The sequence below is a fragment of the Bradyrhizobium sp. LMG 9283 genome, assembly GCF_045571415.1.
Lineage (GTDB): Bacteria > Pseudomonadota > Alphaproteobacteria > Rhizobiales > Xanthobacteraceae > Bradyrhizobium.
Genome location: NZ_CP120691.1, coordinates 8,175,404 through 8,200,071 on the forward strand (window position 1 = coordinate 8,175,404; position 24,668 = coordinate 8,200,071).

Below are 24,668 nucleotides of genomic sequence, written 5' to 3' on the forward strand. Positions count from 1 at the left end.
CAGGTTAGGTTCTGGTCCGCCCGGGCACCTATGAGCCCGCAGTCTCCGCCTCATGCGAGATCCCAGTCGATCGGCAGCATTTGCGTTCAGCGTCTCGATGACATCGTGCCCTTCACCGTCTCGTATCTGGCCCCTGTTCGCGCTCAACTTCTTCATGGCCGACATGCAGTCGGGCATCGGGCCGTTCGTCGGCGTCTTCCTGCAGGAGCGCGGCTGGGCGAGCGGGTTGATCGGCACCGCCATGACGATCGGCAACGTTGCGGGCATGCTGATCACGACTCCGATCGGCGGCTTCATCGATTCCAGCCGCGACAAGCGCATGTGGGTCGTCATCCCCGGCATCTGCGTGGTCCTTGCCTCCGCGATCATCCTGATCTCGCAAAACTTCTGGGCCGTCACCTTTTCCCAGGTCGCGCAATCGCTGGCGAGTGCGGCGATCGTGCCGGCGGTGACAGGTATCACGCTCGGTATCGCCAAGCAGAAGGGCTTCAACGCGCTCAACGGCCGCAACCAGGCGTACAACCACGCCGGCAACATGGTCGGCGCCGCGCTGTCGGGCTATCTCGGCTACAAGTTCGGATATGTCGCCGTGTTCCTGCTGGCCGCCATATTCGGCGCCATCGCGATCGCCTGCGTGCTGATGATTCCCGCCCGGGCGATCGACGATCGCGCCGCGCGCGGCAGCAAGGAGGACGATTCCAAAGCTCCGCCGGATGCGCTCACGATGCTGCTCAAGCACAAGCCGCTGCTCGTGCTGGCGCTGACACTCGCGCTGTTCCATCTCGGCAACGCCGCCATCGTGCCGCTCTATGGACTTGCGGCGGTGGTCGACGGCCAGGCCAATGGCCCGAGCTTCGTCGCAACCACCATCGTGATCGCACAGGGCGTGATGATCGTGACCTCGCTGATCGCGATGAAGGCGGCGAGCAGGCGCAATTACTGGCCGGTGATCCTGGTCTCCTTCATGTTCTTACCCGTCCGCGGCGTGCTTGCCTTCTTCGTCACGGGATGGTGGGGTGTCGTGCCGATGCAGGTGCTCGACGGCATCGGCACCGGACTGCAAACTGTCGCCGTCCCCGGCATGGTCGCGCGCTCGCTCAACGGCACCGGCCGCATCAATCTCGGCCAGGGCGCCGTGATCACGGTGCAGGGCGTCGGCGCGAGCCTCAGTCCCGCGCTCGGCGGCTGGATCGCGCAATGGATCGGCTACGGCCCGACCTTCCTGCTGCTCGGCGGCTTTGGCGTTGCGTCGGTCGCGCTGTGGCTGGCCTTTGGCGCCGCGGTGAAGAAGTATTGAGGCAGCAACGCGGAGAAGATTGGGTTCACGCAGCCTCCTCCTCTCCGTCATTGCGAGCGCAGCGAAGCAATCCAGCCCTCAGCCAAAATTCTTCTGGATCGCCTTGTCGAGCGTCTCGCCGCCGACGAAGCGCTGGCGCAGCTCGCGCTTGAGCAGCTTGCCGCTCGGATTCTTCGGCAGGCTATCCACGAAGATGACGCGCTTGGGCACCTTGAAATGCGCCATCTGGCCGGCGCAGTGCTTGATCACGGTGTCTTCGTCCAACGTCTCGCCGCTCTTGACCACGACGATCGCGGTCACCGCCTCGATCCAGCGCGGATCAGGCAGGCCGACGACGGCGACCTCGGAGACGGCGGGGATGCGGTAGACCATTTCCTCGACTTCGCGGCTCGCGACATTCTCGCCGCCGGTCTTGATCATGTCCTTGACGCGGTCGACCACCGTGACGTGGCCTTCCTCGTCGACGGTGGCGAGATCTCCGGAGTGAAACCAGCCGCCGGAGAACGCGGCCGCGGTCTTGACGGGATCGTTGTAATAGCCGGAGAGCAGATGCGGCGAGCGGTGCACGATCTCGCCGACCTCGCCGACCTTGACGTCCTCCATCGCCGTGTTGACGACGCGCGTCTCGACATTGAGCACGGGTTTGCCGGCGGAGCCCGCTTTCCGAAGCTGGTCCTCAGGCCGCAGCACGGTGGCAAGCGGCGCAATCTCGGTCTGGCCGTAGAAATTCCAGAATTTGACGCTGGGCAGTCGGCGCTGCAGCTCGAGCAGCACCTCCACCGGCATGATCGAGGCGCCGTAATAGCCCTTCTGCAGGGTCGACAGATCGGTCTTGTCGAAATTCGGCGAGCGCAGCATCGCGATCCAGATCGTCGGCGGCGCGAAGAACGAGGTGATCTTGTGTGCCTGGATCAGCGCCAGAATGTTGTCGGCTGTCGGCTTGCCCGTGATGACGCCGGAGGCGCCGAGATAGATTTGCGGGCCTAAGAACACGTCGAGCTGGGCGCAGTGATACAGCGGCAGCGCGTGCAGGAACTTGTCCTCCGCGCTCATGCCGCCGTCGATGATGCAGCTGACATACTGCCACATCACGGCTTCATGGGTCAGCATCGCGCCCTTGGGCAGTGATTCCGTGCCGCTGGTGTAGACGATCTGCGCGAGATCGCGGCTGTCGACGGAAGCGTCCAGGAACGAGCTGTCGGGGCTGAGGAGATCGTCGAAGGTGGTGAGACCCGCGGGAGCCGACGCGGGATCCTCGCCCGGCAGCCAGATCATCTTCTCGACCGCGCAATCCTTGGCGCTGGCCGCGCGCGCGGGCTCGACGAAGTCAGGTCCGGTCGCGAGCAGCTTGGCGCCGGAGCTCTTCAGGATGAAATTGATCTCATCCGGATTGAGCATGAAGTTGATCGGCACCAGCACCGCGCCGATCCGCGCCACGGCGAAGCGCAGCGCGGCGAAGGCGTGCGAATTGCGGGAGAGCACGGCGAGGCGATCGCCCTTCCTGACGCCGAGACCGAGCAGGCCGCGGCCGAGCCGGTTGCAGATCGCATCCATCTCGGCAAAGCTCCAGCTGACATTGCCGCAGCTCACCGCGAGCTTGTTCGGCTCCCGGCCGGCCGAGCGGCGCAGGAGATCGCCGATGGAATGCTCGCGCGCTTTCGAGATGGTGGCTGCGGTGTCGCCGGTCATGTGTTCCTCCAATGATTGTCTTTGTTTGTTGAAGCCGTTTGAATTCCACGGGCGCTATCTGCGCCGGGCCGCCTGCGCGTGCTCCATGTACATGTGCTCGACCGAACGATCGAGCGACGCGATCTTCTCGAAGCCGCGTCGCCAATCCTGCAAGTGCCGGCGCGTCCACAGCACGCCGGCCTCGCGGTCGCGGCGGCGGATCGCGTCGATCAGATGGCGGTGCGCCGCGACGAGACGCGGGCCGCCTTCGGCGACACCGGTCACAATCATTTCCGTGGTCGGATAGAACAATTGCGCGGCCGGCTCGCGCGCGAGCTGGAGCACGCGATTTTGTGACGCCTTGGCGACCAGCACGTGGAATTCGGCGTCGCATTCGGCGAGCGCTGCGGGATTTCCGACCACGGCCTCACTGCGTGCGAGATTGTCGGTGAGCTCCGCGAGATTCTCCTCGCTCGCGCGCTCCACCGCGCCTTCGATGCTGGCGACCTCCAGTGTCATCGAGGCCTCGTAGAGCTCGCGGAAGGTGACCTCATGCAGGACCAGGGCGCGGCTGAGACGGCTTGCGAGCTTGCTGTAGCGCGGCAGGCAGGCGTGTAGGCGACGCGAGGAATCGCGCCGGATCAGCCCGCCCTCCTCCAGCACGCGGATGCCCTCGCGAATGGTCGAGCGATTGACGCCGAACTGGCGCACCAGGTCGTGCTCGGTGCCGATGGGATCGCCCGGCTTGATGCGGCCATTGACGATCTCGCGCTCGATGGCGTCGGCGACCTTCTGATAGGCGGGCGCGACATCGATCGGGCGAAAGAGCGGCGCGACGGGCAAATCGGACCCCATTGGCGATTGTCGGACAAACTATAATCACGGCGGCGGAATGCGTCAAACCGCGGTATTTATGCGGTGCACGAAGCAAATTGACTCAGCCGAAACCCGGCTTTAGCTTTGTCGGACAAAAGGGGCAGAATAGTTCCGCTTAAGAGGAAACGTACCCATGAGACTTATCGCAGCCCTCGTGTCTGCGGCCGGCCTGCTGTCGGCTGCGCTGATGACCCCCGCCTCGGCCCAGCAGGCGCCGCTCAAGATCGGGGTGCTCTCCGACTTCTCATCCGTCTATTCCGACATCGGCGGCATGGGGAATGTCGAGGCCACCAAAATGGCGATTGAGGATTTTGGCGGTCAGATGTTCGGCAAGCCGATCGACATGATCAGTGCCGACGTGCTCAACAAGGCCGACGTCGCCTCCACCATCGCCCGCAAATGGTGGGAGACCGAAGGCGTCGACATGATCATCGACCTGCCGACCTCGGCCACTGCGCTCGCGGTGATGGAGCTGTCGAGGCAGTACGAGAAGATCATGATCGTGACGGATGCGGCGAGCTCCGACATCACCGGAAAATCCTGCTCGCCCTACACCGCGCACTGGACCTACGACACCTATGCCAACGCGCACACGGTCGGCAGCGCCATCGTCAAGAACGGCGGCGATACCTGGTTCTTCCTCACCGCCGATTACGTGTTCGGCCATTCGGTCGAGCGCGACACCGGTGACGTCGTGAAGGCCTCCGGCGGCAAGGTGCTGGGCAGCGTCAAGCATCCGCTCAACACGGCGGATTTCTCCTCGTTCCTGCTTCAGGCCCAGGCATCCAAGGCCAAGATCATCGGCCTGGCGAACGGCGGCGGCGACACCATCAACGCGATCAAGCAGGCCGGCGAGTTCGGTATCGTCGCCGCGGGCCAGAACCTGGCTGCGATCGTGATGTTCATCTCCGACGTGCACAGCCTTGGCTTAAAGCTGGCGCAAGGCCTGATCATCACCGAGGCCTATTACTGGGACCTCAACGACAAGACCCGCGCCTTCGGCAAGCGCTTCCTGGAGCGCGTCAAGCGCATGCCGACCATGAATCAAGCCGCGACCTACAGTGCAACGCTGCATTACCTCAAGGCCGTGCAGGCCGCCGGCACCAAGGACACCAAGACGGTGATGGCCAAGATGCGCGAGCTGCCGGTGAAGGACGCCTTCACCGACAATGGCGTGCTGCGCGAAGACGGCCGCATGGTGCACAGCATGTATCTGTTCCAGGTGAAGAAGCCGGAGGAATCGAAGGGGCCGTGGGATTACTACAAGCTGCTCGCCGAAGTCCCGGCCGACCAGGCGTTCCGGCCGCTGAAGGATGGCGGCTGCCCGCTTGTGAAGTGACACGGGGACAACCGGTCGATTGGCCTCAGTTCGTTCGCAGTGGCGCTGAGGTCGGCCGCAGCGGCGCCATCGCGGACCGGCCCGAGGCAGAGTCAGGTGAACTCGTCGCCGCTCGCCAGCATCGCGCTCAGCATCGCTTCGGCCTTGTGCTTCAGCGGCAGCGCGCCGCTTTCGGAGGCGAGCGCGATGGCGGCGCGCAGAGCGACAAGGATAGCGGCCTTGTTCGCCGCATCCGATGGCGGGGTCACGACGGCTTCGCCGAACGAGGCTTCTGCCTCGAGACCTGAAAACCCCTGCTGACGGGCGGTGTTGCGCGCCTCGCGCAGCATGTTCTGCGCGGCCCTGACATCGCCGAGGCGGTGGGTGGCGAGCGCCAGATAGATCGAGCTGCGCAGCACCGCCGAGGTATAACCGACCGCCCTCGCCTCCTCGCGCGCCTCGGTCAGCATGCCCCGCGCCCGCTCGAACAGCCCCTGCTCGAGATAGGCGATGCCGAGATGGCAGGCGAGCACCGGCACGAACAGCCGGATGCCGTGCTTCTGCGCCAGCACGAAGCCGTCTTCGAGGATGGCAGCGGCCGCCACCGGATCGTTCTGCCCGAGCTTCAGCCAGCCACCGCTATAGGCGGCGGCGACGCGGTCGTAGGGACGGCCGGTCTCCTCGGCAATCGCGGCGGCCTGTTGCTGGAGCTGCTCGGCGGCATCGAGCTCGCCCATGACGATATTGTTGATGCTGCTCATCATGCAGCACAGCAACAACGCGGATTTCGGGGTCGAGCCAAAGGGAGCACGGGCGTCCGGCCCGGACAGTTGTGCGCAGGTCCGCGCGAAAAGCTGATCGGCTTCTCGATAAAGACCGGCAAGAAAGTACACCTGGCCGAGACCGTATTGTGCGGCATTGAGCCAGCCCGGATTGCCCCACTCTTCCGCGAGGCGCACGACTTCCTCGCCGATGGTGACTGCTTCTACCGGCGTGCCGTAGAAATTCTGTGCGGCCGCCATGACCGTCATGGCCGCTACTTTCCGTCCGATATCGTTGATCGCATCGGCGCGACGCTCGGCCTCCTTGCCGAGGTTCAGCCATTCGGAAATCTGGCCGGACGCAATGAACGCCGCGCGCGCCTCGATGCGAACATCCACGGCATTCGCTTCCCTCGCGGAACTGGCCGGCGTCATGTCCAAAGACCTCATCGCGATCTCGAAATAATCAGCCGCATCTGTGAATGCAGATCGCGCCAGGCACCTTCTTGCCGAGGCCCTCCCGTAGCTGAACGACTTGTCCCAATCCTTGGCACGGGTGGCGTGATAGCAGAGCTTGTCGGGGTCTTCGGCATCGCCTTCGCTGCCCTCAAGCGCCACAAGAACGCGTGCATGGATATCTTCGCGCACCCTTTCGACCATTGAATCGTAGGTGACCTGCCGGACCATCTCATGGCGGAATTCCAGGGAATTCTCCAGTTCGCGATCGATCCTGACAAGCAACTCGGCGCGGTCCAGTGCTACGAGACAACCCTGCAAGACATCCTCAGGCAGGGCTGTGATCTTCCGCAGGATGGCTTCGTTCGATCTCGGCCCCAACGTGGCTGCGATCTGTAGAACAGATCGTTCCTGCTTAGACATCCGATCGAGACGCGCTGCAATGACGCCCTGGATGCTCGTGGGAATGCCGAGTTCGTCAATTGGACGCACGAGCGCAAGATCGCCCCATTGGCCGCGCAGCGTGCCGTTATCCTTCAATCCGCGGCAAACCTCTTCGATGTACAGAGGGACGTTGGCAGTATGAGAAATGATCCGGCTTCTCAAATCGGCATTCGACTCGGAGGAGCCAAGCATGTCAGCCAGCATCGCCAGCCCCGAATCGTTGTCGAGGGGCCGCATTGCGACGATCTCTGCTTGGCAGCGCGCAATCCAAACCGGCATACCATCGGGTCGCGAGGTGAAGAGCACGAGAAGTCCGGCCGCCTGTAGCGATGCAATGGCAGCTACGACAACATCGCTGGCTCGGTCGATCCAGTGCAGATCTTCGAGTAAAACCACCGTCCGCTGGCGATTGGCCAAGCCTCCGACGATCGCACAGCTTGCATCGGAGATCGCGCGTCCCCGCGCGTGAGGCTCCAGCTCGTCCCACCGCAGATTCGATATCGGCAAGTCAAGCACCGCCTCGAGCGCGGCTTGCTGGATTGGCGGCAGGTCTTTCCGGGGATCCCACGAACCGTCGGGATCCTTCGCTGCCGCATCCATTGCCGACAGCAAAATCCTCTTGAGCGTGCTGAAAGGCGCACCCTGAAGGTTTGGACTGGACTCGGCGTCGATCAACCGCCAGCCGTCGGCCTTCAGTTCCTGAGCAAACTCATGCGCGAGTCGCGATTTGCCGATACCCGCATCGCCAAGTAGCAGAACCGTCTGCCGACCAGCACTGGCGTTTCCGGCGGTACGCTCCAGCAGGGCCCGCTCGGCCGTACGATCGACGAAGCGGGAGACACTGCGCGCCCGCCGCACCCGCCAGCTCGACAGGTCGCTCGCGCCCACGATCCGGTAGACCGGCACGGGCTGGCTGAAGCCACGCAGGGATTTGCGGCCCAGCGATTCAAACCGGACATGTCCCTCGGCGAGCTTTTGACAGGCTTCCGAGGCGTAGATCTGATTCGCCTCGGCGGCGGCCTCCAGTCGCGCGGCCAGGTGCTGCGCGGCACCACCGATTTCGTAGACCTTGGAGAACTCGCTGGCGACCATGTAGGCCACCACATGGCCGGAGTGCAGGCCGACCCGCACTTGAAGACCGGGGTCACCCAGGCTGGCGACTCGCCGCACGAGCTCGATCGCCGCGTGACAGGCCATCGGCGCATGGTTGTCATCGGCGATCGGGGCGCCAAATACGGCGGCCAACCCGTCACCCAACTCCTTGCTGACGATGCCGCCGAACTGCCTGACCGCCCCTCTCATCGCCGCCAGCGCCGGCTCCAGGCGTGAGACCGCCTCCTCCGGGTCCAGCTCGGCAACGAGCCCGGTGGAATCGATCACATCGGCCCGAAGGATTGTGACAAACCGTCGTTCACTGTCGGGATCGGAGCGGCGCACGCCTGCGCCGCAATTGGGGCAGCGGCTGTCGCCTGGGTCGATCGTCGACTGACACGCCGTGCAAAGCATTCCGTGCTCTCAAGACCTTGCAGCGGTATGGTCGGTCGGCCACTGCGAACGATGGCCATAAGATCGCTTATGAAAACCTGCTTAGCAACGGGGCATGCAGTTCATCCTGGGCATAGAGCCCCCGAGCCGGTTGCTGATCTGGACGTTTCACAGTCCCAGGTGGTAGCTTGCAAAGAGCTGCGCGAAAAGTGGCTTTGAACGACGGACCGCCAGGCTCTTGTTCTCGCCGTCAAGCTTCGCAGAGCTGCATATTTCCCGGGGAAGCCAAGCACTCATTGAGGGGCAGAATACATGGGCATGATCGTCTATACCGGTAAGCCATTCAAAGACCTGATGAACAGCAACTACTATCCGCTGGCGAACATGAAGAGGAGTGTGGCCAAGCTCAAGGCCTCGGAAGACATCGATCTACCGACTTTGGAGTACGGCCAGTACCACCTGATCTTGAACCCGCCGTCGAAATGACCGCAAGGCAGCGCCAAGTACTGGCACAAAGAGAAGGGCCGGGCTCGCGTCGACCTTAGTACCCAGCCCAACACGGTCCCCCTGTCCAGGGACGAGCCCGGCGTCATCCCTCTGACACGGTGCGACCTGCTCGATGCCTGCGTCCGGAAGTGCTTCAACTCCGAACCGCCGATCCCGATGAAAACCAACATCATCAGCCACGCGGCGAGCGACGCCTATGCCCATCGGCACGAGATCCGGTTGGAGTGGGAATACAAGAAGGGCTCGGACAAGCCGACGCTGCTCTATCTGACGATGGTCTGCCCGCATAAGCCTCCCAAGTCCTGATCTCGGGTCGAACCTGACGGGTCGACGGAGGAAGGCCTGATGTCATCGCCGCCGCGCTCAGCCGCGAATGCGTTGCTCGACGGACCGATCCTGCGCACGCTGCTCTCGCTTGCCTGGCCGAATGCGCTCGCGTTTTCGGCCGGCACCCTGGTTGCGATCGCGGAAACTTCGTACATCGGCAGACTGGGAGTCGAGGCGCTGGCGGCGATGGCGCTGGTGTTTCCTTGCGTGATGCTGACCATGAGCATGTCCGGCGCGGCCATGGGCGGGGGCGTGTCCTCAGCAATTGCCCGCGCGCTCGGCGCGGGTGACCGCGACCGGGCCGAGAATCTCGCCACGCACGCGCTTCTGATCGCGATCTTCTTCGGCCTCGTCTTCATGCTGGGGATGCTGCTCGGTGGCCGGCAACTCCTGGAGTTGCTCGGCGGCCAGGGTGACGTGCTGGCGCAGGCAACTGCCTACAGCCAGGTCTACTTCGGCGGAGCCGTGCTCACCTAGCTGGTCAATATCCTGGCCGGTGTCCTGCGCGGCACCGGCAATATGAAACTTCCATCGCTGATGATCGTCAATTCCGCGATCTGCCAGATTATCCTTGGCGGGACGCTGGGTCTTGGCTTCGGGCCTGTACCGCAATTCGGGATGCCAGGAGTCGCGACAGGATCGCTGATCGCCTATTCGATCAACATCGCGGTGATGAGCTGGTACCTGTTCTCCGGCCGGGGTCGCATCGTTCCGCGGCTACGAGGGCTTCGCATGCGATGGGGGTTGTTCGCCGACATCCTCAAGGTCGGCGCGGTCGCCTGCTTCTCCCCGCTGCAAAACACGCTGACCAACCTCGTCTTCACTCATATGCTGGCCGTGTTTGGGACGGCGGTCCTCGCGGCGTATGGCATCGGCGCACGGCTTGAATACGTGCTGGCGACCATTGCCTTTTCCGTAGGCATCGGCTCGGTGCCAATGATCGGCGTTGCGATCGGCGCCGGACGTATCGCACGCGCCCGCCGCATCGCCTGGACGACCGGCCTCGTAGCTCTCGTTGTCGTCGGGGCGCTCGCGAGCGCGGTCGCTCTCTTCCCGGACCCGTGGGTTCGGCTCTTCACCGACAATGCCGACGCAGATGTCGCCAGCCGGCAGTTTCTCCGGACCGTCGCCCCGTTCTACGCCTTCCTCGGACTTGCCTCGGCCATGTATTTCTCGTCGCAGGGCGCCGGCAACGTGCTCGGTCCGGTGCTGGCGCAGACAGCGCGCCTCCTCTTTATCGTTCTTGGCGGCTGGTATCTGATGTCGCGGGAGACAAGCGCCGAGAGCTTCTTCATGCTCACAGCCGCTTCGATGGCGTCGCTCGGCCTTCTCTCCTGCGCAGCAGTTGCGTTTACGCGCTGGGGGCCACGCAAGGAGGACACGAGAGGCAAACTGAATTTGGCGAGCGTCGCCGACAAATAGGCACGCACGACGAAACGCCCTCAGGTTGCTTTCGTTGACGTCGTTTCTTTTCGAATGATACGCTCTCAGGGGCCGGGTCAAGGAATTGGGGAGCTATCGATGGCGGGAATATACGACGACCAGCAATACAAAGACCTGATGAACCGCAACTACTATCCGCTCGAGAACATGAAGAGGAGCGTCGCCCGGCTCAAGGCCTCTAAGCAGATCGACATCGAGACCATGGAATACGGCCAGTATCAACCAATCCTGTCGCCGCTGGAGAGCTGGCCGAACGGCAGCGGCAAGGTGTGGTTCAAGGCCTTGGGCCATGCCCGCCTTCAGCTAACCGCCCAGCCCAACACCACGCCGCTATCGAACGACGAGCGCGTCGTGGTCCCGCCGACGAAATGCGCGCTGCTGGATGCGTCCATCCGCAAGTGCTTCAATTCGGAGCCGCCGATCCCGATGAAGGCCGATATCCGGCAGCACCAGAAGGACGACGCCAATTCCGATCAGCACGAGATTCGTCTGGTCTGGGAATACGGCAACGGCGAAGACCAGGCGCCGACATTGCTCAACCTGACCATGGTCTGCCCTTACACGACCAAGCCGCGGAAGGCGGATGCCCTCGGCAGAGGCTCCGCAGGGCACTCCGAGAAGTAAGCCGCATCTCGGCGACGTCACGTCCTGCTCTGGCGCGAGCTGGCACTTTGCCGGCCCGCGTTCTGGTCTCCTCGGAGACCGCCGGCGACCATCCCGCCCCCCAAACAAAAATGGCCCGCTTCACGCGGGCCATTTTCGTACCGGATCCGGTCATCCGAATTTGGTTGCGGGGGCGGACGCGACCACCGCTACCGGCATTCGGTTCAGGTTGCCATCTGATCGAGGCGCCTCCTGCCTCGCGGACACAGTGAACATCTTCCAGGCTATTGATCTTTCGCAACCGACGCCGGATCGAACGAAAACGTCAGATCGCGCGACAGAGTTGCATGGCTAGATCCGATGATCCCAATGCTTTGCCTGAAGAGGATGACCCTCTGGATCGTACGGTGCGCCTGCCGCCCAACGACTGCTCGCTCGCCGGGACGGTGCAGCAGGGCCGCGATATGATGTTCGCTCAGCTCGCCGGCGTGAACATGACCGAAGCGGACTTCTACTGGGCAATGTTTCACGATGCGCTGCTCGAAGGCGCCATTTTGGCGCGTTGCGATCTGCACGGCGCAACCTTCAATGACGCCAATCTGCGCCGAGCCGACCTTCGCAGTGCCAATTGTGGGCTCGACAATCTCGGCGGTTCGACCGATTTCATTGGAGCTGACCTGTCAGGTGCCGACTTGCGTCAGGCCAATATGGCGGTGCGGATTTCACTGGCGCGAAGTTGATCGGCGCTGATCTTTCCGGCGCCAATGCCGTCAGTGAGTTGCCTAACTGGCGGCTCACATGGTTCAGGGGCGCCGATTTGACCGATGCACGTCTTGCCGGGGCAAGGCTGAGCGGCGCGACATACGACGATCGCACCGTCTTTCCCCGCGGGTTCAACCCGACCGAGGCCGGGATGCTCCGATTCATCGGGGGAAAGATGTAGATGGTGGATGTGAACACCTTCGGGAATTGCGGGGCGGACATTCGATCGAGCGACAAGAAGTCCGCATTGCTGCAACGTCTCGCCAAGCTGAGCCTGCGGATGGGGCCAAACGGCCTTGCAATAGCCTCTGCCGAAATAAAAATGGCCCGCATTAAGCGGGCCATTTTCGTATCGGATCCGGTCAATCCGAATTTGGTTGCGGGGATAGGATTTGAACCTATGACCTTCAGGTTATGAGCCTGACGAGCTACCGGGCTGCTCCACCCCGCGTTAAATCGCTGCGCGCCTTCGCCAAAATGCCGGGGACGGTGGATGAGGGCCGGCGCTGTTCGCGTGGCTTGGCTCTTCTGTCCCAAAGGCTTCCTTGGAAGGCAACCCGGGGCCAAAGCCCGTCGGGTGCGGGGCGTATGTATCAAGGCGAGGTGCCTTTGGAAAGGGCTGCGAGAACGTTTTTTTCGACTTTATGACAGGCAGATGGACCGGATTCCGGTCGATTTGCCGCATACTTGCCAGAACTTCCGCAAAGGGCCAGCTTGCGGCAACAAACAGAGGCGAAACGCCGTCTTGGGGAGGACCGCCATGGACCACGCCTTGGATCATCCCTTGGATCGCCCCCTGACGAGCGCCCCGCTGCGGGCCCTCGAAGAGGCCTTCCACACCATGCGCGCGCGGTCGCGGAACGAGCCGGTACCGGGCCTCGCCCAGCGGCTCGACCGGCTGGCGCGGCTGCGCGCGGTGGTCGCGGACAATGAAGAGCGCTTCCGGTAGGCGATCTCGGCCGATTTCGGCCACCGCTCGGCGGTCGAGACCACCATCGCCGAGATCATGCTGGTGTTCTCCGAGATCCGGCATGCCGCAAAGCACCTCAAGGCCTGGATGACGCCGCAGCGCGTCGCGACCGCGCTGCAATTCCTGCCGCGCGCAACCGGCTGATGCCGCAGCCGCTCGGCGTCGTCGGCATCATCGCGCCGTGGAATTACCCGCTCCAGCTCACGCTCGCGCCCGCGATCGGCGCCATTGCCGCCGGCAACCGCGTCATCATCAAGCCGAGCGAGCTGGTCCCGCACTTCGCGGCGCTGCTGAGGGAGACGGTCGCGCAGCGGTTCGACACCGCGGAGGTGCTCGTCACCGGCATCGAGGACGAGATCGCCAGCGGCTTTGCGAGCCTGCCGTTCGATCACCTCGTCTTCACCGGCTCGACGCGAGTCGGGCGGCTGGTCGCGGAGGCCGCGGGACGCAATCTGACGCCTGTCACGCTCGAGCTCGGCGGCAAGTCGCCGGCGATCATCGACGCCTCGGCCGATCTCGACGAGACAGCCGAGCGGATCGCCTACGGTAAGCTGCTCAACGCCGGGCAAACCTGCATCGCGCCGGATTATGTGCTGGTGCCGGACCGCTCGCTGCAGGCCTTCGCCGAGAAGGTGCGCGCGCAGATGCGGCGCATGCTCGGCACCGATCCTTCAAACAAGGACTACACCTCCATCATCTCCGACCGGCACTATGCCCGGCTCGAAGGCCTGGTTGCGGATGCCGCGCAGCGTGGTGCAAGAATCCTGCAACCGGCAAAGCCCGACGATCCCAACTGGAAGGCGCATCGCAAATTCCCGCCGACGCTGATCCTTGGTGCGACCGACGCGATGGCGGTGATGCAGGAGGAGATCTTTGGCCCGGTGCTGCCGGTGCTCGGCACTCGCGATGCGGCGGAGGCGATCGCCTTCGTCAACGCCCGCGACCGGCCGCTCGCGCTTTACTGGTTCGGCAAGGACCGCAGCGCGCGCGACGAGGTGCTGGCGCGCACCGTCTCGGGCGGCGTCACCATCAACGACTGCCTGTTTCACTTCACGCAAATCAACCAACCGATGGGCGGCGTCGGCGCGTCCGGCACCGGCGTCTATCACGGCGAATGGGGATTCAAGACGTTCAGCAAGCACAAGCCGGTGTTCTATCGCTCCAAGTTCAACCGCCTCGCCGATCTCTATCCGCCCTATGGCGGCAAGATCGCGCGGCTGGAGAAGTTGATGCGGTTCATGTCGTAGCTCGTCGAACACCGTCATTGCGAGCGCAGCGAAGCAATCCAGAATCTCTCCGCAGTGACAGGCTTGCTTCCCTGCGCTCGCAATGATGGGGTGGACGGCCCCCGAACGGCATCGGTGTGCCAGACTGGTGATGTTGAGTCGAACCAGACAAAGGGAGCCGTCCATGACGAAGATTAGCACGATTGGGGTTGATCTGGCGAAGAACGTTTTTCAAGTCCACGCGATTGACGCGTCGGGAGCTGTGGTGGTGAGGCGCCAGCTCAAGCGAGCCTCGGTCGAGAAGTTTTTCGCGCAGTTGCCGCCGTGCCTGGTGGGCATGGAGGCTTGCGGCAGCGCTCATCATTGGGCGCGCGTGATCGGCCGGTATGACCACCAGGTGCGGTTGATGCCGCCGGCTTATGTGAAGCCCTACGTCAAGCGCAACAAGAACGATGGCCGCGATGCCGAAGGGGTCTGCGAGGCTGTGACCCGACCGACGATGCGGTTTGTTCCGGTGAAGAGCATCGCGCAACAGGCAACGCTGGCGGTTCATAGCGCGCGTGCCTTGCTGGTTCGGCAGCGGACCATGGTGGCGAACGCCTTGCGAGCAGCAGCGCTGAGTGAGCTCGGGATCGTGGCAGCGCAAGGATATCAGGGGCTGCGCGGGCTGATGGCCCGGCTCGAAGAGCCGAGTGAGGAGATTCCGGAGATGATGCGCAGCGCCCTGTTGATGCTGGCCAAGCACTGGCAGGCACTCGATGCCGACGAACGGGTGCTTGAACGGCAGCTCGCCAAGGCTGCCCGTGGCGATCGCGACGCCAAGCGGCTCATGGAGGTCCCAAGCGTCGGCCCGATCATCGCCAGTACGGTCCTGGCCAAAGTGCCCGACGCAAAAGTGTTCCGCTCCGGTCGCGACTTCGCAGCCTGGATCGGGATCACCGGCAAGGACCACGGCACCGGAGGCAAGCATCGCCCCGGGAGGATCTCCAAACAGGGAGACCGTGTGCTGCGAGCGCTGTTGATCAGCGGTGCCAGCGCCTATCTGCGGCAACAGAAGGCGCGCGGCGTCACCGATCCGTGGCTGCGTGATCTGCTGGCGCGGCGGCCTTATAAGGTCGCCATGGTGGCCTTCGCGGCCAAAACCGCCCGGATCATCTGGGCCATGCTGGTCAAAGGAGAAACCTACCGAGACCGCGCGAGCGCGCCGGCTGCGGCCTAGTTGAGGGGCAACAGCCGCCGCGCTCGCGCTCCACGCCTATCGGAAGGGCACTAAAGGTGTGATGGCAAATGGTCTGGAAAACGGGATCGAAACACTCCGCATCGTCATCGCGCGTCACAGCGCGCCGCAATGATTGGAATTCGATCAGCGATCTCCATCAGGGCCCGCGGTCAATGGCCGCTTCTCGAGGCCGTATACATGACCGCTCCCCGATTCATTTGCTGAAGCACCAAAAAGCCCTTGCCGAGAGGGGGCCGTCCATACATGACGATGTGGACGGAGCACTGCGCGCGCCAACGATCTCAACTCGCGGGAAGTCCCCTCACCCGGTATTTGCTTCGCAAATTCCGGCCTCTTCCCCGCGCGGGGAAAGGCGAAGCGGGCTCAATTCAACAGGAAACCACCGTCGACGGTGACAACACTCCCCGTCATGTACCGCGACGCCTTCGATGCCAGCAGCAGGATCGCGCCGTCGAGATCGGACTCGGCGCCGACGCGGCGCTGCGGGATGCGTTTGGCGAGGCGCTCGCCTGCCGGCGTCGACCAGAAGGCGTGGTTCATCTCGGTGTCGATATAGCCCGGCGCGAGCGCGTTGATGCGGATGTTTTGCCCGGCGAGCTCCAGCGCCATCGCCTTGGTCGCCTGGATGATGCCGGCCTTGGAGATCGCGTAAGGCGAGACCGCCTTGAGCACGCCGGTGCCGAGCACGGAGGCGATATTGACGATGTTGCCTTCCTGCTTGCGCGCGATCATGCGCCGCGCGATCTCGGTCGCGAGGAAGTAGGCGCCCTTGAGATTGGCGCCGATCACGGCATCCCAATCGGCCTCGGTCTGCTCGGTCGCGAGCTTCTCGATGGCGATGCCGGCGTTGTTGATCAGCACAGTGACGGGACCGAGCGCCGCTTCCGCGGCATCCACGGCTTTCGCGATCGAGGCCGTGTCGGTGATATCGAGCGCGACCGCAGCCGCGCGGCCGCCCTTGCCGCGGATCTCCTCCTCCAGGCTCTTCAGCTTGTCAGCCTGCCGCGCGGCGAGCGCGACGGCCGCGCCATGCGCCGCCAGCACCCGGGCGAACTGCCGGCCCAGCCCCTGGCTCGCGCCCGTGACGAGGATGGTTTCTTGACTGACGTCGAATAGGTCTGACATTGGCGATAAACCCTTCGCTTTTGCCGCCATCAATACAGACGATTTTAACGGTCTGAAACCGGAATGATCGGCCCGGCGTTCATTCGTTCCCTCGAGGCGGGGATGTACTCATGAACAGTTTCGATCTCGCCGTTTATGCCGCGCTCGCCGTCGCGGTGGGCTTCGGCTTCAGGACCGGCCTGCTGCACAGCGCCATGACCATCCTCGCCTATCTGCTCGCTGCGCCGATCGCGGTGGCGCTGATGCCGCTGATCGCGCCGCAGCTCGCCGGCAATCCGAGCTCGCCCCTGCTGCAGAACTGGATCTGGTTCTTCGGCATCTTCGTGGTGGTCGGCATGATGTTCGGCCATATCGGCCGCATTGCGCTGAACGACACCATCGGTGAGACCGGCATCGCGACCGGCTCGGCGGCGCCGCGCTCGCCGCCGTCAGGGTCGGCCTCTTCGCCACCACGCTGGTCTTGGTGTTCGACCAGATCGTGCCGGCGAACTGGCAGCCGCCATTCCTCGCCGGCTCGCATCTGCGGCCGCTGTTCTCGACGGCGGGCCAGATGGGCTTCAAGTCGCTGCCGCCGGAGGCCGCGGCCGCGATCGACCGCCTCAAGCAGGAGCGGCGCATCTGATCCGGCGCATATGCATCGCAGCGCGGAGGCGCATGCATTTTGGTGCGAGCGTCTCCCTTATCAGCGGCGTCACAGTTGGCTAGAGTGCGGTCCGTCCAAAACCTGCCTGACATTTACGGGAGTGAAACAGTGGATCTTGGGATCAAAGGTCGCCGCGCCATCGTCTGCGCATCCAGCAAAGGCCTCGGGCGCGCCTGCGCCATCTCGCTGGCGGAGGCCGGCGTTCATGTCACGCTGACCGCGCGCGGCGCCGAGGCCCTGAAGAAGACGGCGGACGAGATCCGCAAGGCCTATCCCGATGTGACGGTCACCGAGATCGTCGGCGACATCACGACGCCCGCCGGCCGCGAGGCGGTGCTGAAGGCCTGCCCCGAGCCCGACATCCTGATCAACAATGCCGGCGGCCCGCCGCCCGGCGATTTCCGCAACTGGACCCGCGACGACTGGATCAAGGCGATCGACGCCAACATGCTGACGCCGATCGAGCTGATCAAGGCGACGGTCGACGGCATGATGGCGCGCAAGTTCGGCCGCATCGTCAACATCACCTCGGCCGCGGTGAAGGCGCCGATCGACATCCTCGGCCTCTCCAACGGCGCGCGCGCCGGCCTCACCGGCTTCATCGCCGGGCTCTCGCGCAAGACGGTGATCAACAACGTCACCATCAACGGCCTGTTGCCGGGCCCGTTCGAGACCGATCGGCTCACCGGCACCGCGAAGGCCGAAGCCGACAAGCGTGGCGTTAGCCCTGAGCAGATCCTGGCAGAGCGCGCCAAGCTCAACCCCGCCGGCCGCTTCGGCCAGCCCGACGAGTTCGGCTACGCCTGCGCCTTCCTGTGCGGCGCCAAGGCCGGCTTCATCACCGGGCAGAACATTCTGCTGGATGGTGGTGCGTTCCCGGGCACGCTGTAGTCGCCGCCGCAGATGTGCTCCCTCGCTCCCGTTCTTACCGGGAGCGGCGATGGGCTCCGCAAGCGACACGACATAATGTCGATCACCGCCGCTTCGTCGATTCGTCCTCGTCCCGCTCGCTAGGATCGGAGGAATCGGCGGTGAGTCGCTCGCCGGTCCAATCGATGCCGAATTCGTCGAGCCCATTGGCGAGCAGGTCACCCAGCATCGGCTCGCCAAGCAGATAATGCACCGTTTCGCGACGCGGGCTGCGATACTCCCCCCGCGCCTCCACCGCGCGGGCCCGCAGATCGTCCCAATCATCGATCGTGCCGTCGCCGCGACCGAGCCAGGTCAGCGCGACGAGATCGAGCTGCTCGTCCTCATTCAAAGCGATCATGAAGCTTCCGAGTTCTTGGACGACAGGATCGGAGCCATCGTCATCGAGGACATCGACCGCATCGTCATCGCTCGGGTTGGAGCCGGAATCCGGATCGGAGCCCGCCTCCTTGACGTCGAATTCGCGTGCCTTCTCGATGATGAAGGCGACCTTGTCGGCGGATATTGCAAGCTCTGGCATGGCTCCTCCTCCGGTTCCCGCGATAACGCCGCATTGCGCCAGATGATCCATTGCGCTTGATGGCGGAAAGCCGCATGTTTCGGCGCCAAAAAAAGAACACGGGAAGGTGCCGGATGCAGTGGAAGGTTGGCAGGGTCAAAATCACCAAAGTTGTGGAATTGGAGACGGTCGGTTCGACCCGCTTCATCCTGCCGCTCGCGAGCAACGAGGAAATCCGCAAGCTGCCCTGGCTGATCCCGCATTTCGCCACCGAAGAAGGCCGGCTGAAAATGTCGATCCATTCGCTGGTGGTGGAGACGCCCGACAAGCGCATCGTGGTCGACACCGGCCTTGGCAATGACAAGCAGGGCCGCAACGTCCCGACCTGGAACAACCGCAGCACGCCGTTTCTGGAGACGATGACGGCGGCCGGCTTTCCGCCCGACAGCATCAATACCGTGCTGTGCACGCATCTTCACGTCGATCACGTCGGCTGGAATACGAGACTGTCCGGCGGCAAATGGGTGCCGACTTTCCCGAAGGCGCGCTACGTTTTCGGCAGGACCGAATACGAATACTGGCGCGACCATTCGACGGAGCCGGACAAGCAGGCCGTGTTCGGCGATTCCGTGCAGCCGATCATCGATGCTGACAGGGCCGATTTGATTCCCAGCGACCATCGGCTCTTTGAGGAGATCAACATGATCCCGACCCCGGGTCACAGCCCCGGCCATATGAGCATCCTGATCCAGTCTGAAGGCGAACAGGGCCTGCTCACCGGCGACGTCGCCCATCATCCCTGCCAGATGGCGCATCTCGACTGGTCCTCGACCGCCGATTCCGACCAGACGCAGTCTGCCGCGACGCGGGCAGCGCTGTTCGGCCGCTTTGCCGACACGCCGACGCTGGTGATCGGCGGGCACTTTTCGGCCGGACATATCAAGCGGGAGGGGGACGCGTTCCGGTTTGTAGCGCTGGCCTAAATCTCGTGCCCCGGATGCTGCGCAGCACGAAGTGATGCGCTGCTGAGCCGGGGCCCATGTGGCCACAATCTGGGTCCCAGTTCTGCGGAGCAGCGTTGCACGCTGCACCGCGTCCGGGACACGATCGCTCCCACCGAATCCAGAAGCCTGCAATGCGGCCCGTTTTGAGCGGTTGAATTTCCTGCCGCCCTGTTCCATGAAGCTATTAACCGATCGATCCAATCTCCAGGGAGAAACGAGAATGAAGCTTGTTCGTTATGGCGAGAAGGGTGCGGAAAAACCCGGCCTGATCGACAGATCCGGTCAGGTGCGCGACTTGTCGGCGCATCTGAAGGACCTCACCGGCGATGCCTATTCGCCTGAGTCCCTGAAGAAGCTGGCGGCGCTCGATCCCGCCTCGCTGCCCGCCGTCTCCGGTAAGCCGCGGTTCGGTGCGCCCGTCACCGGCATCTCCAAATTCGTGGCGATCGGCCTCAACTACAGCGACCATGCCAAGGAGACGGGCGCCGAGATCCCGAGCGAGCCGATCATCTTCATGAAAGCCAACACCTCGCTGTCCGGCCCGAACGATCCGGTCGAGAAGCCGCGTGGCTCGACCAAGCTCGACTGGGAGGTCGAGATCGCCGCCATCATCGGCACCCGTGCGAAGTACGTCTCGGAAGCCGATGCGCTCAACCATGTCGCCGGCTATTGCGTCTGCAACGACGTCTCCGAGCGCGCCTTCCAGATCGAGCGCCTGGGCCAGTGGACCAAGGGCAAGTCGCACGACACGTTCGGCCCGCTCGGGCCGTGGCTCGCCACCAAGGACGAGATCAAGGACGTGCAGAACCTGTCGATGTGGCTCGACGTCAATGGCCAGCGCCGCCAGACCGGCTCGACCAAGACCATGATCTTCTCCATGGCCAAGTGCATCTCCTATGTCTCGCAATTCATGACGCTGCTGCCCGGCGACATCATCACCACCGGCACCCCGCCCGGCGTCGGCCTCGGCATGAAGCCGCCGACCTTCCTCAATGTCGGCGATGTCGTCACGCTCGGCATCGAAGGCCTCGGCGAGCAGCGCCAGCAGATCGTCGCGGCGTAGGGAGCCCCTCTCCCCGTCATTGCGAGCGAAGCGAAGCAATCCAGAATCCCTCCGCGGCGACACTCTGGATTGCTCACGTCGCTCCAGGGCAAAATTGCTTCGCAATTTTGTCGCTTCGCTCCTCGCAATGACGAACCACAACTTCATTTGGGATCTCGCCATGAAGCTCACCTTCTCCCCCGCCTCGCCCTTTGCCCGCAAGGTGCGCATCGCCGCTATCGAGCTCGGGCTGATCGACAAGATCGAGCTCGTGCCGGCGACCGTCGCGCCGGGCACCGCCAACGAGGACTATTCGCGCATCACGCCGCTGAAGAAGCTGCCGGTGCTGATCACCAATGACGGCGACGTGATCTTGGACTCCTATGTCATCGTCGAATATCTCAACGAGATGGCCGGCGGCGGCCTGATCCCGGATTACGGCCCGCGGCGCTGGAAGGCCAAGACCAACCACTCGCTGATCAACGGCATGCTCGATTCCATGCTGCTATGCCGCTACGAGAAGATGGTGCGGCCGCAGGGCCTGCAATGGCAGGCCTGGTCGGACGATCATTGGAACAGGGCCTGGACCGGAATGGCGCGCTTCGAGAACATGCCGGAGGTGCTGAACGGCCCGTTCGACATTTCGCAGATCGGCCTCGTTTGCGTGCTCGGCTATGCCGACTTCCGCTTCGCTGATTGCGGCTGGCGCAAGGCCTATCCCAAGCTCGACGCCTTCCACCAGAAGATGCTGGAGCGGCCTTCCGTCAAGATCTCGGTGCCGCCGGCAGCCTAAACCTCGGGAGTTCTCATGAGCCTGAAGTTCTCGGTTGGCGATCTCACCATCCATCGCATCATCGAGCAGGAAACCTCATTCGTCCCGGCTTTGGAAATGCTGCCGGGCCTGACAGGCGAGGTGCTGGCCGAGAACCGGGCCTGGATGCGGCAGGCCAAGGCACTCGATGACGAAGACGTGCTGCTGCTGTGCTTCCAGTCCTACGTGGTGAAGACGCCGCACCACACCATCCTGATCGACAGCTGCATCGGCAACGACAAGCCGCGGCCGCAGCGGCCGAAATGGAACATGAAGACCGACGATACCTATTTGCGCGGTCTCAGCGCCGCGGGGCTCTCGGTCGATGACATCGACTTCGTGATGTGCACGCATCTGCATGTCGACCACGTCGGCTGGAACACGCGGCTGGAGAACGGCCGCTGGGTGCCGACCTTCCCGAAGGCGCGTTACATCTTCGCCAAGCAGGAATTCGACCACTGGTCCGCACAGAATGCGAAGGCGGAGATCCCGCCCTTCGCCGATAGCGTGCTGCCCGTGGTCGAGGCGGGACGCCACGAACTCGTCGGCAACGACCATGCGATCGGCGACCACGTCCGCATCCTGCCGACACCCGGTCACACGCCGGGCCACATCGCTATCACCATGGGCCGCGGCAAGGACGATGCGGTGTTCTCCGGCGACCTCATGCACTCGCCGCTCCAGACGCTCTATCCGGAGCTGTCGATCAAGTTCGACGTCGATCCGGACGCGGCGGCGAAAACCCGTCGCAGCTTCCTGGAGCGCTATTGCGACACCGACACGCTGTGCTGCACCGCGCATTTCCCCTCGCCGTCGGTCGGGAAGATCCGGCGCAAGGGCAACGCGTTCGTGTGCGCGGCGGTGTGATTTAGCCGAGATGCCAGAGGGCGGGCAAAGGCGGGCTTTGCGCGGCGTGCCCACCATTCCTTAAACGCGTTTGGCAGGTGGGCACGCTCCGCTTTGCCCATCCTACGATTTCACCCGAGTGGAGAGAGAAATGACATCACTCCCCGACATCCCCCTCCCCGCCGGCATCCGCTCGCGCTACGTCGACGGCGTCAACGGCTTGCGCGTGCTTGTGCTGGAGGCCGGTTTCGAGACCAAGGGCCGGCCCTGCATCCTGCTGCTGCACGGCTTTCCCGAGCTCGCCTTCTCCTGGCGCAAGGTGATGCCGGCGCTCGCCGCCGCCGGCTATCACGTGATCGCGCCGGACCAGCGTGGCTATGGCCGCACGACGGGATGGACCGCGGACTATGACGGCGACCTCGCGCCGTTCTCTCTTCTCAACCTCGTGCGCGATGCGCTCGCTCTGGTGTCGGCCTTCGGCTACAGGCAGGTCGATCTCGCCGGGCATGATTTCGGCAGTCCGGTCGCGGCGTGGTGCGCACTGATCCGGCCCGACGTGTTTCGTTCGGTGACGCTGATGAGCGCGCCGTTCGGCGGAGCCCCGACGTTGCCGTTCAATACGGTGGATGGTCCCGCAAAGCCTGCCGTGGAAGATCCCGTACATCGCGAGCTCGCCGCGTTGCCACGCCCGCGCAAACATTATCAGTGGTACTACTCGACGCGCGAGGCGAACGCCGACATGCACCGGGCGCCGCAGGGCGTGCATGATTTCCTGCGCGCCTATTATCATCACAAGAGTGCGGACTGGATCGACAACAAGCCGTATCCGCTGAGGTCGTGGTCGGCCGGCGAGCTCGCAAAACTACCGACCTATTACGTGATGGACGCGGGCGAGACCATGGCGGAGACGGTCGCGAAGGAGATGCCCTCGCCCGCCGCGATTGCCGCCAATCGATGGCTGCCGGACAGCGATCTCGCCTATTACAGCGCCGAATACAGCCGCACCGGATTCCAGGGCGGCCTGCAATGGTATCGCTATGGCGCGTCGGGCACGCTCAACAACGAGATGCAGCTGTTCTCGGGACGCAGCATCGACGTGCCTTCCTGCTTCATCTCGGGCAAGCAGGATTGGGGCACTTATCAGCGTCCCGGCGTGTTCGAGACGATGCAGACGCGTGCGTGCACGAAAATGCTCGGCTGCCATCTCATCGACGGCGCCGGCCATTGGGTGCAGCAAGAGCAGCCGGCCGAGGTGACCCGGTTGCTGCTCGACTTCCTCGCAAAGGCCGGCACGGCCTGATTTGACCCGGAAACCGCGGCGTCCTATATAGTTTAGAATGATTCTAAACTATTGAAACAGGGCCGACGTGAAGAATTTTGCCGATCTGACCGAGCGCGAGGTGCTGGCGGTCGCGATCTCCTCCGAGGAGGAGGACAGCCGCATCTACATGACCTTCGCCGAGGACCTGAAGGAACGCTATCCCGATTCGGCCAAGCTGTTCGAGCAGATGGCCGAGGAGGAGCGCGGCCATCGTCACATGCTGCTGGAAATGTATGAGCAGCGCTTCGGGCAGCACCTGCCGCCGATCCGCCGCGAGGACGTCAAGGGTTTTCTGCGCCGCCGGCCGATCTGGTTGACCAAGAACCTGCCGCTCGACACCATCCGCAGGGAAGTCGAGACCATGGAGCTCGAGGCCGAGCGCTTCTACGCCAAGGCCGCCGAGCAGGCCGAGGACGTCAACGTGCGCCGGCTGCTCGGCGATCTCGCCGAAGCCGAGAAGAGCCACGAGCACACCGCCGCCCGGCTGACCGGCGAAATCCTCAAGCCCGACGTGCGCGCGGAGGAAGACCGCACGCGCCGGCGGATGTTCGTGCTGCAATATGTGCAGCCGGGCCTCGCCGGGTTGATGGACGGCTCGGTCTCGACGCTGGCACCGCTGTTCGCGGCCGCGTTCGCCACGCACCAGAACTGGCAGACGTTTCTGGTCGGCCTTGCCGCGTCGATCGGCGCCGGCATCAGCATGGGATTTGCGGAAGCGCTGTCCGACGACGGCTCACTCACGGGGCGCGGCTCGCCCTGGCTGCGCGGCATCACCTGCGGCGCAATGACGACGCTCGGCGGGCTCGGTCACACCGCGCCCTATCTCGTGCCCGACAGCTGGGCCAACGCGTTCTGGATCGCGACCGGAATCGCCTGCGTCGTCGTGTTCTTCGAATTGTGGGCGATCGCCTTCATCCGCTCGCGCTACATGGATACGCCGTTCCTCCAGGCCGTCTTCCAGATCGTGCTCGGCGGTGCCATCGTGCTGGCAGTGGGGATATTGATCGGGGCGGCGTAGACATTCCGCTATCACAGTCATGCCCCGGCTTGACCACGGCATCCAG

At 63.8% G+C, this 24,668-nt stretch carries 18 protein-coding genes, 1 tRNA gene and 4 pseudogenes; 17 read left to right on the forward strand and 6 right to left on the reverse strand.

The features are described 5' to 3' along the window. The first annotated feature begins 97 nt into the window (after window positions 1-97). Window positions 98-1,297 carry an MFS transporter gene (locus P6U29_RS38060; protein WP_407115241.1) on the forward strand — a complete coding sequence of 400 codons (1,200 nt, stop codon included), beginning with the start codon at window positions 98-100 and terminating at the stop codon, window positions 1,295-1,297. Window positions 1,298-1,375: 78 nt separating this feature from the next. Here the strand turns inward: P6U29_RS38060 and P6U29_RS38065 are convergent, their stop codons facing one another. Both P6U29_RS38065 and P6U29_RS38070 read right to left on the reverse strand, forming a co-directional pair. Next, on the reverse strand, window positions 1,376-2,986 hold the full coding sequence (locus P6U29_RS38065; RefSeq protein WP_407115242.1) for an acyl-CoA synthetase: 1,611 nt from the start codon (window positions 2,984-2,986) through the stop codon (window positions 1,376-1,378). A 54-nt stretch (window positions 2,987-3,040) separates the two neighbouring features. After that, window positions 3,041-3,820, reverse strand: coding sequence for a FadR/GntR family transcriptional regulator (locus P6U29_RS38070; protein WP_407115243.1), 780 nt, complete (start codon window positions 3,818-3,820; stop codon window positions 3,041-3,043). A 154-nt stretch (window positions 3,821-3,974) separates the two neighbouring features. On the opposite strand from P6U29_RS38070, the gene P6U29_RS38075 reads away from it, so the two are divergent. Continuing rightward, window positions 3,975-5,180, forward strand: coding sequence for an ABC transporter substrate-binding protein (locus P6U29_RS38075; protein WP_407115244.1), 1,206 nt, complete (start codon window positions 3,975-3,977; stop codon window positions 5,178-5,180). 92 nt (window positions 5,181-5,272) lie between these two features. Here P6U29_RS38075 and P6U29_RS38080 read toward each other — a convergent pair whose 3' ends face one another. Then, window positions 5,273-8,326, reverse strand: coding sequence for an ATP-binding protein (locus P6U29_RS38080; protein WP_407115245.1), 3,054 nt, complete (start codon window positions 8,324-8,326; stop codon window positions 5,273-5,275). 291 nt (window positions 8,327-8,617) lie between these two features. Between P6U29_RS38080 and P6U29_RS38085 the strand changes: the two are divergent. From P6U29_RS38085 to P6U29_RS38105, 5 genes and pseudogenes are all read left to right on the forward strand, one after another. Beyond that, window positions 8,618-9,118, forward strand: a pseudogene (locus tag P6U29_RS38085) (hypothetical protein). Between the two features lie 39 nt (window positions 9,119-9,157). Continuing rightward, window positions 9,158-10,561 (forward strand): annotated as a pseudogene (locus P6U29_RS38090) (MATE family efflux transporter). Window positions 10,562-10,660: 99 nt separating this feature from the next. Then, on the forward strand, window positions 10,661-11,206 hold the full coding sequence (locus P6U29_RS38095) for a hypothetical protein (RefSeq protein WP_407115246.1): 546 nt from the start codon (window positions 10,661-10,663) through the stop codon (window positions 11,204-11,206). 266 nt (window positions 11,207-11,472) lie between these two features. Further along, complete coding sequence (locus tag P6U29_RS38100) at window positions 11,473-11,925, forward strand: pentapeptide repeat-containing protein (protein WP_407115247.1); 453 nt, start codon at window positions 11,473-11,475, stop codon at window positions 11,923-11,925. Beyond that, on the forward strand, window positions 11,922-12,128 hold the full coding sequence (locus P6U29_RS38105) for a pentapeptide repeat-containing protein (protein ID WP_407115248.1): 207 nt from the start codon (window positions 11,922-11,924) through the stop codon (window positions 12,126-12,128). Before P6U29_RS38100 ends, P6U29_RS38105 begins: the two co-directional genes overlap by 4 nt. Window positions 12,129-12,321: 193 nt before the next feature. Here the strand turns inward: P6U29_RS38105 and P6U29_RS38110 are convergent. Beyond that, window positions 12,322-12,398 (reverse strand) — tRNA-Met (locus P6U29_RS38110). 309 nt (window positions 12,399-12,707) lie between these two features. On the opposite strand from P6U29_RS38110, the pseudogene P6U29_RS38115 reads away from it, so the two are divergent. Together P6U29_RS38115 and P6U29_RS38120 are read left to right on the forward strand one after the other, a co-directional pair. Beyond that, window positions 12,708-14,164 (forward strand): annotated as a pseudogene (locus P6U29_RS38115) (coniferyl aldehyde dehydrogenase). 163 nt (window positions 14,165-14,327) lie between these two features. Then, the gene (locus P6U29_RS38120; protein ID WP_407115249.1) at window positions 14,328-15,362 is read left to right on the forward strand and encodes an IS110 family transposase; all 1,035 of its coding nucleotides are present in this window, start codon (window positions 14,328-14,330) and stop codon (window positions 15,360-15,362) included. 384 nt (window positions 15,363-15,746) lie between these two features. Here the strand turns inward: P6U29_RS38120 and P6U29_RS38125 are convergent, their stop codons facing one another. Beyond that, the gene (locus tag P6U29_RS38125; RefSeq protein ID WP_407115250.1) at window positions 15,747-16,508 is read right to left on the reverse strand and encodes an SDR family NAD(P)-dependent oxidoreductase; all 762 of its coding nucleotides are present in this window, start codon (window positions 16,506-16,508) and stop codon (window positions 15,747-15,749) included. A gap of 110 nt (window positions 16,509-16,618) precedes the next feature. Here P6U29_RS38125 and P6U29_RS38130 point away from each other — a divergent pair. Together P6U29_RS38130 and P6U29_RS38135 are read left to right on the forward strand one after the other, a co-directional pair. Continuing rightward, window positions 16,619-17,130 (forward strand): annotated as a pseudogene (locus tag P6U29_RS38130) (CvpA family protein). A 129-nt stretch (window positions 17,131-17,259) separates the two neighbouring features. After that, the gene (locus P6U29_RS38135) at window positions 17,260-18,042 is read left to right on the forward strand and encodes an SDR family oxidoreductase (RefSeq protein WP_122405833.1); all 783 of its coding nucleotides are present in this window, start codon (window positions 17,260-17,262) and stop codon (window positions 18,040-18,042) included. A gap of 82 nt (window positions 18,043-18,124) precedes the next feature. On the opposite strand, the gene P6U29_RS38140 is transcribed toward P6U29_RS38135, so the two are convergent. Beyond that, on the reverse strand, window positions 18,125-18,601 hold the full coding sequence (locus tag P6U29_RS38140) for a DUF3775 domain-containing protein (RefSeq protein ID WP_407115251.1): 477 nt from the start codon (window positions 18,599-18,601) through the stop codon (window positions 18,125-18,127). A 113-nt stretch (window positions 18,602-18,714) separates the two neighbouring features. Between P6U29_RS38140 and P6U29_RS38145 the strand changes: the two genes are divergently transcribed. From P6U29_RS38145 to mbfA, 6 genes are all read left to right on the forward strand, one after another. Next, complete coding sequence (locus P6U29_RS38145; RefSeq protein WP_407115252.1) at window positions 18,715-19,563, forward strand: MBL fold metallo-hydrolase; 849 nt, start codon at window positions 18,715-18,717, stop codon at window positions 19,561-19,563. A 241-nt stretch (window positions 19,564-19,804) separates the two neighbouring features. Next, the gene (locus P6U29_RS38150; RefSeq protein WP_407115253.1) at window positions 19,805-20,647 is read left to right on the forward strand and encodes a fumarylacetoacetate hydrolase family protein; all 843 of its coding nucleotides are present in this window, start codon (window positions 19,805-19,807) and stop codon (window positions 20,645-20,647) included. Between the two features lie 160 nt (window positions 20,648-20,807). After that, window positions 20,808-21,419: a glutathione S-transferase family protein gene (locus P6U29_RS38155; RefSeq protein ID WP_407115254.1), complete on the forward strand. Its 612-nt coding sequence runs from the start codon at window positions 20,808-20,810 to the stop codon at window positions 21,417-21,419. Between the two features lie 15 nt (window positions 21,420-21,434). Then, the gene (locus P6U29_RS38160; protein ID WP_407115255.1) at window positions 21,435-22,304 is read left to right on the forward strand and encodes an MBL fold metallo-hydrolase; all 870 of its coding nucleotides are present in this window, start codon (window positions 21,435-21,437) and stop codon (window positions 22,302-22,304) included. A 130-nt stretch (window positions 22,305-22,434) separates the two neighbouring features. Continuing rightward, complete coding sequence (locus tag P6U29_RS38165) at window positions 22,435-23,583, forward strand: alpha/beta fold hydrolase (RefSeq protein WP_407115256.1); 1,149 nt, start codon at window positions 22,435-22,437, stop codon at window positions 23,581-23,583. A gap of 67 nt (window positions 23,584-23,650) precedes the next feature. Beyond that, a complete protein-coding gene (mbfA, locus tag P6U29_RS38170; protein ID WP_122405839.1) occupies window positions 23,651-24,622 on the forward strand; it encodes an iron exporter MbfA in 972 nt (323 codons plus the stop codon). Window positions 24,623-24,668: the final 46 nt, after the last annotated feature.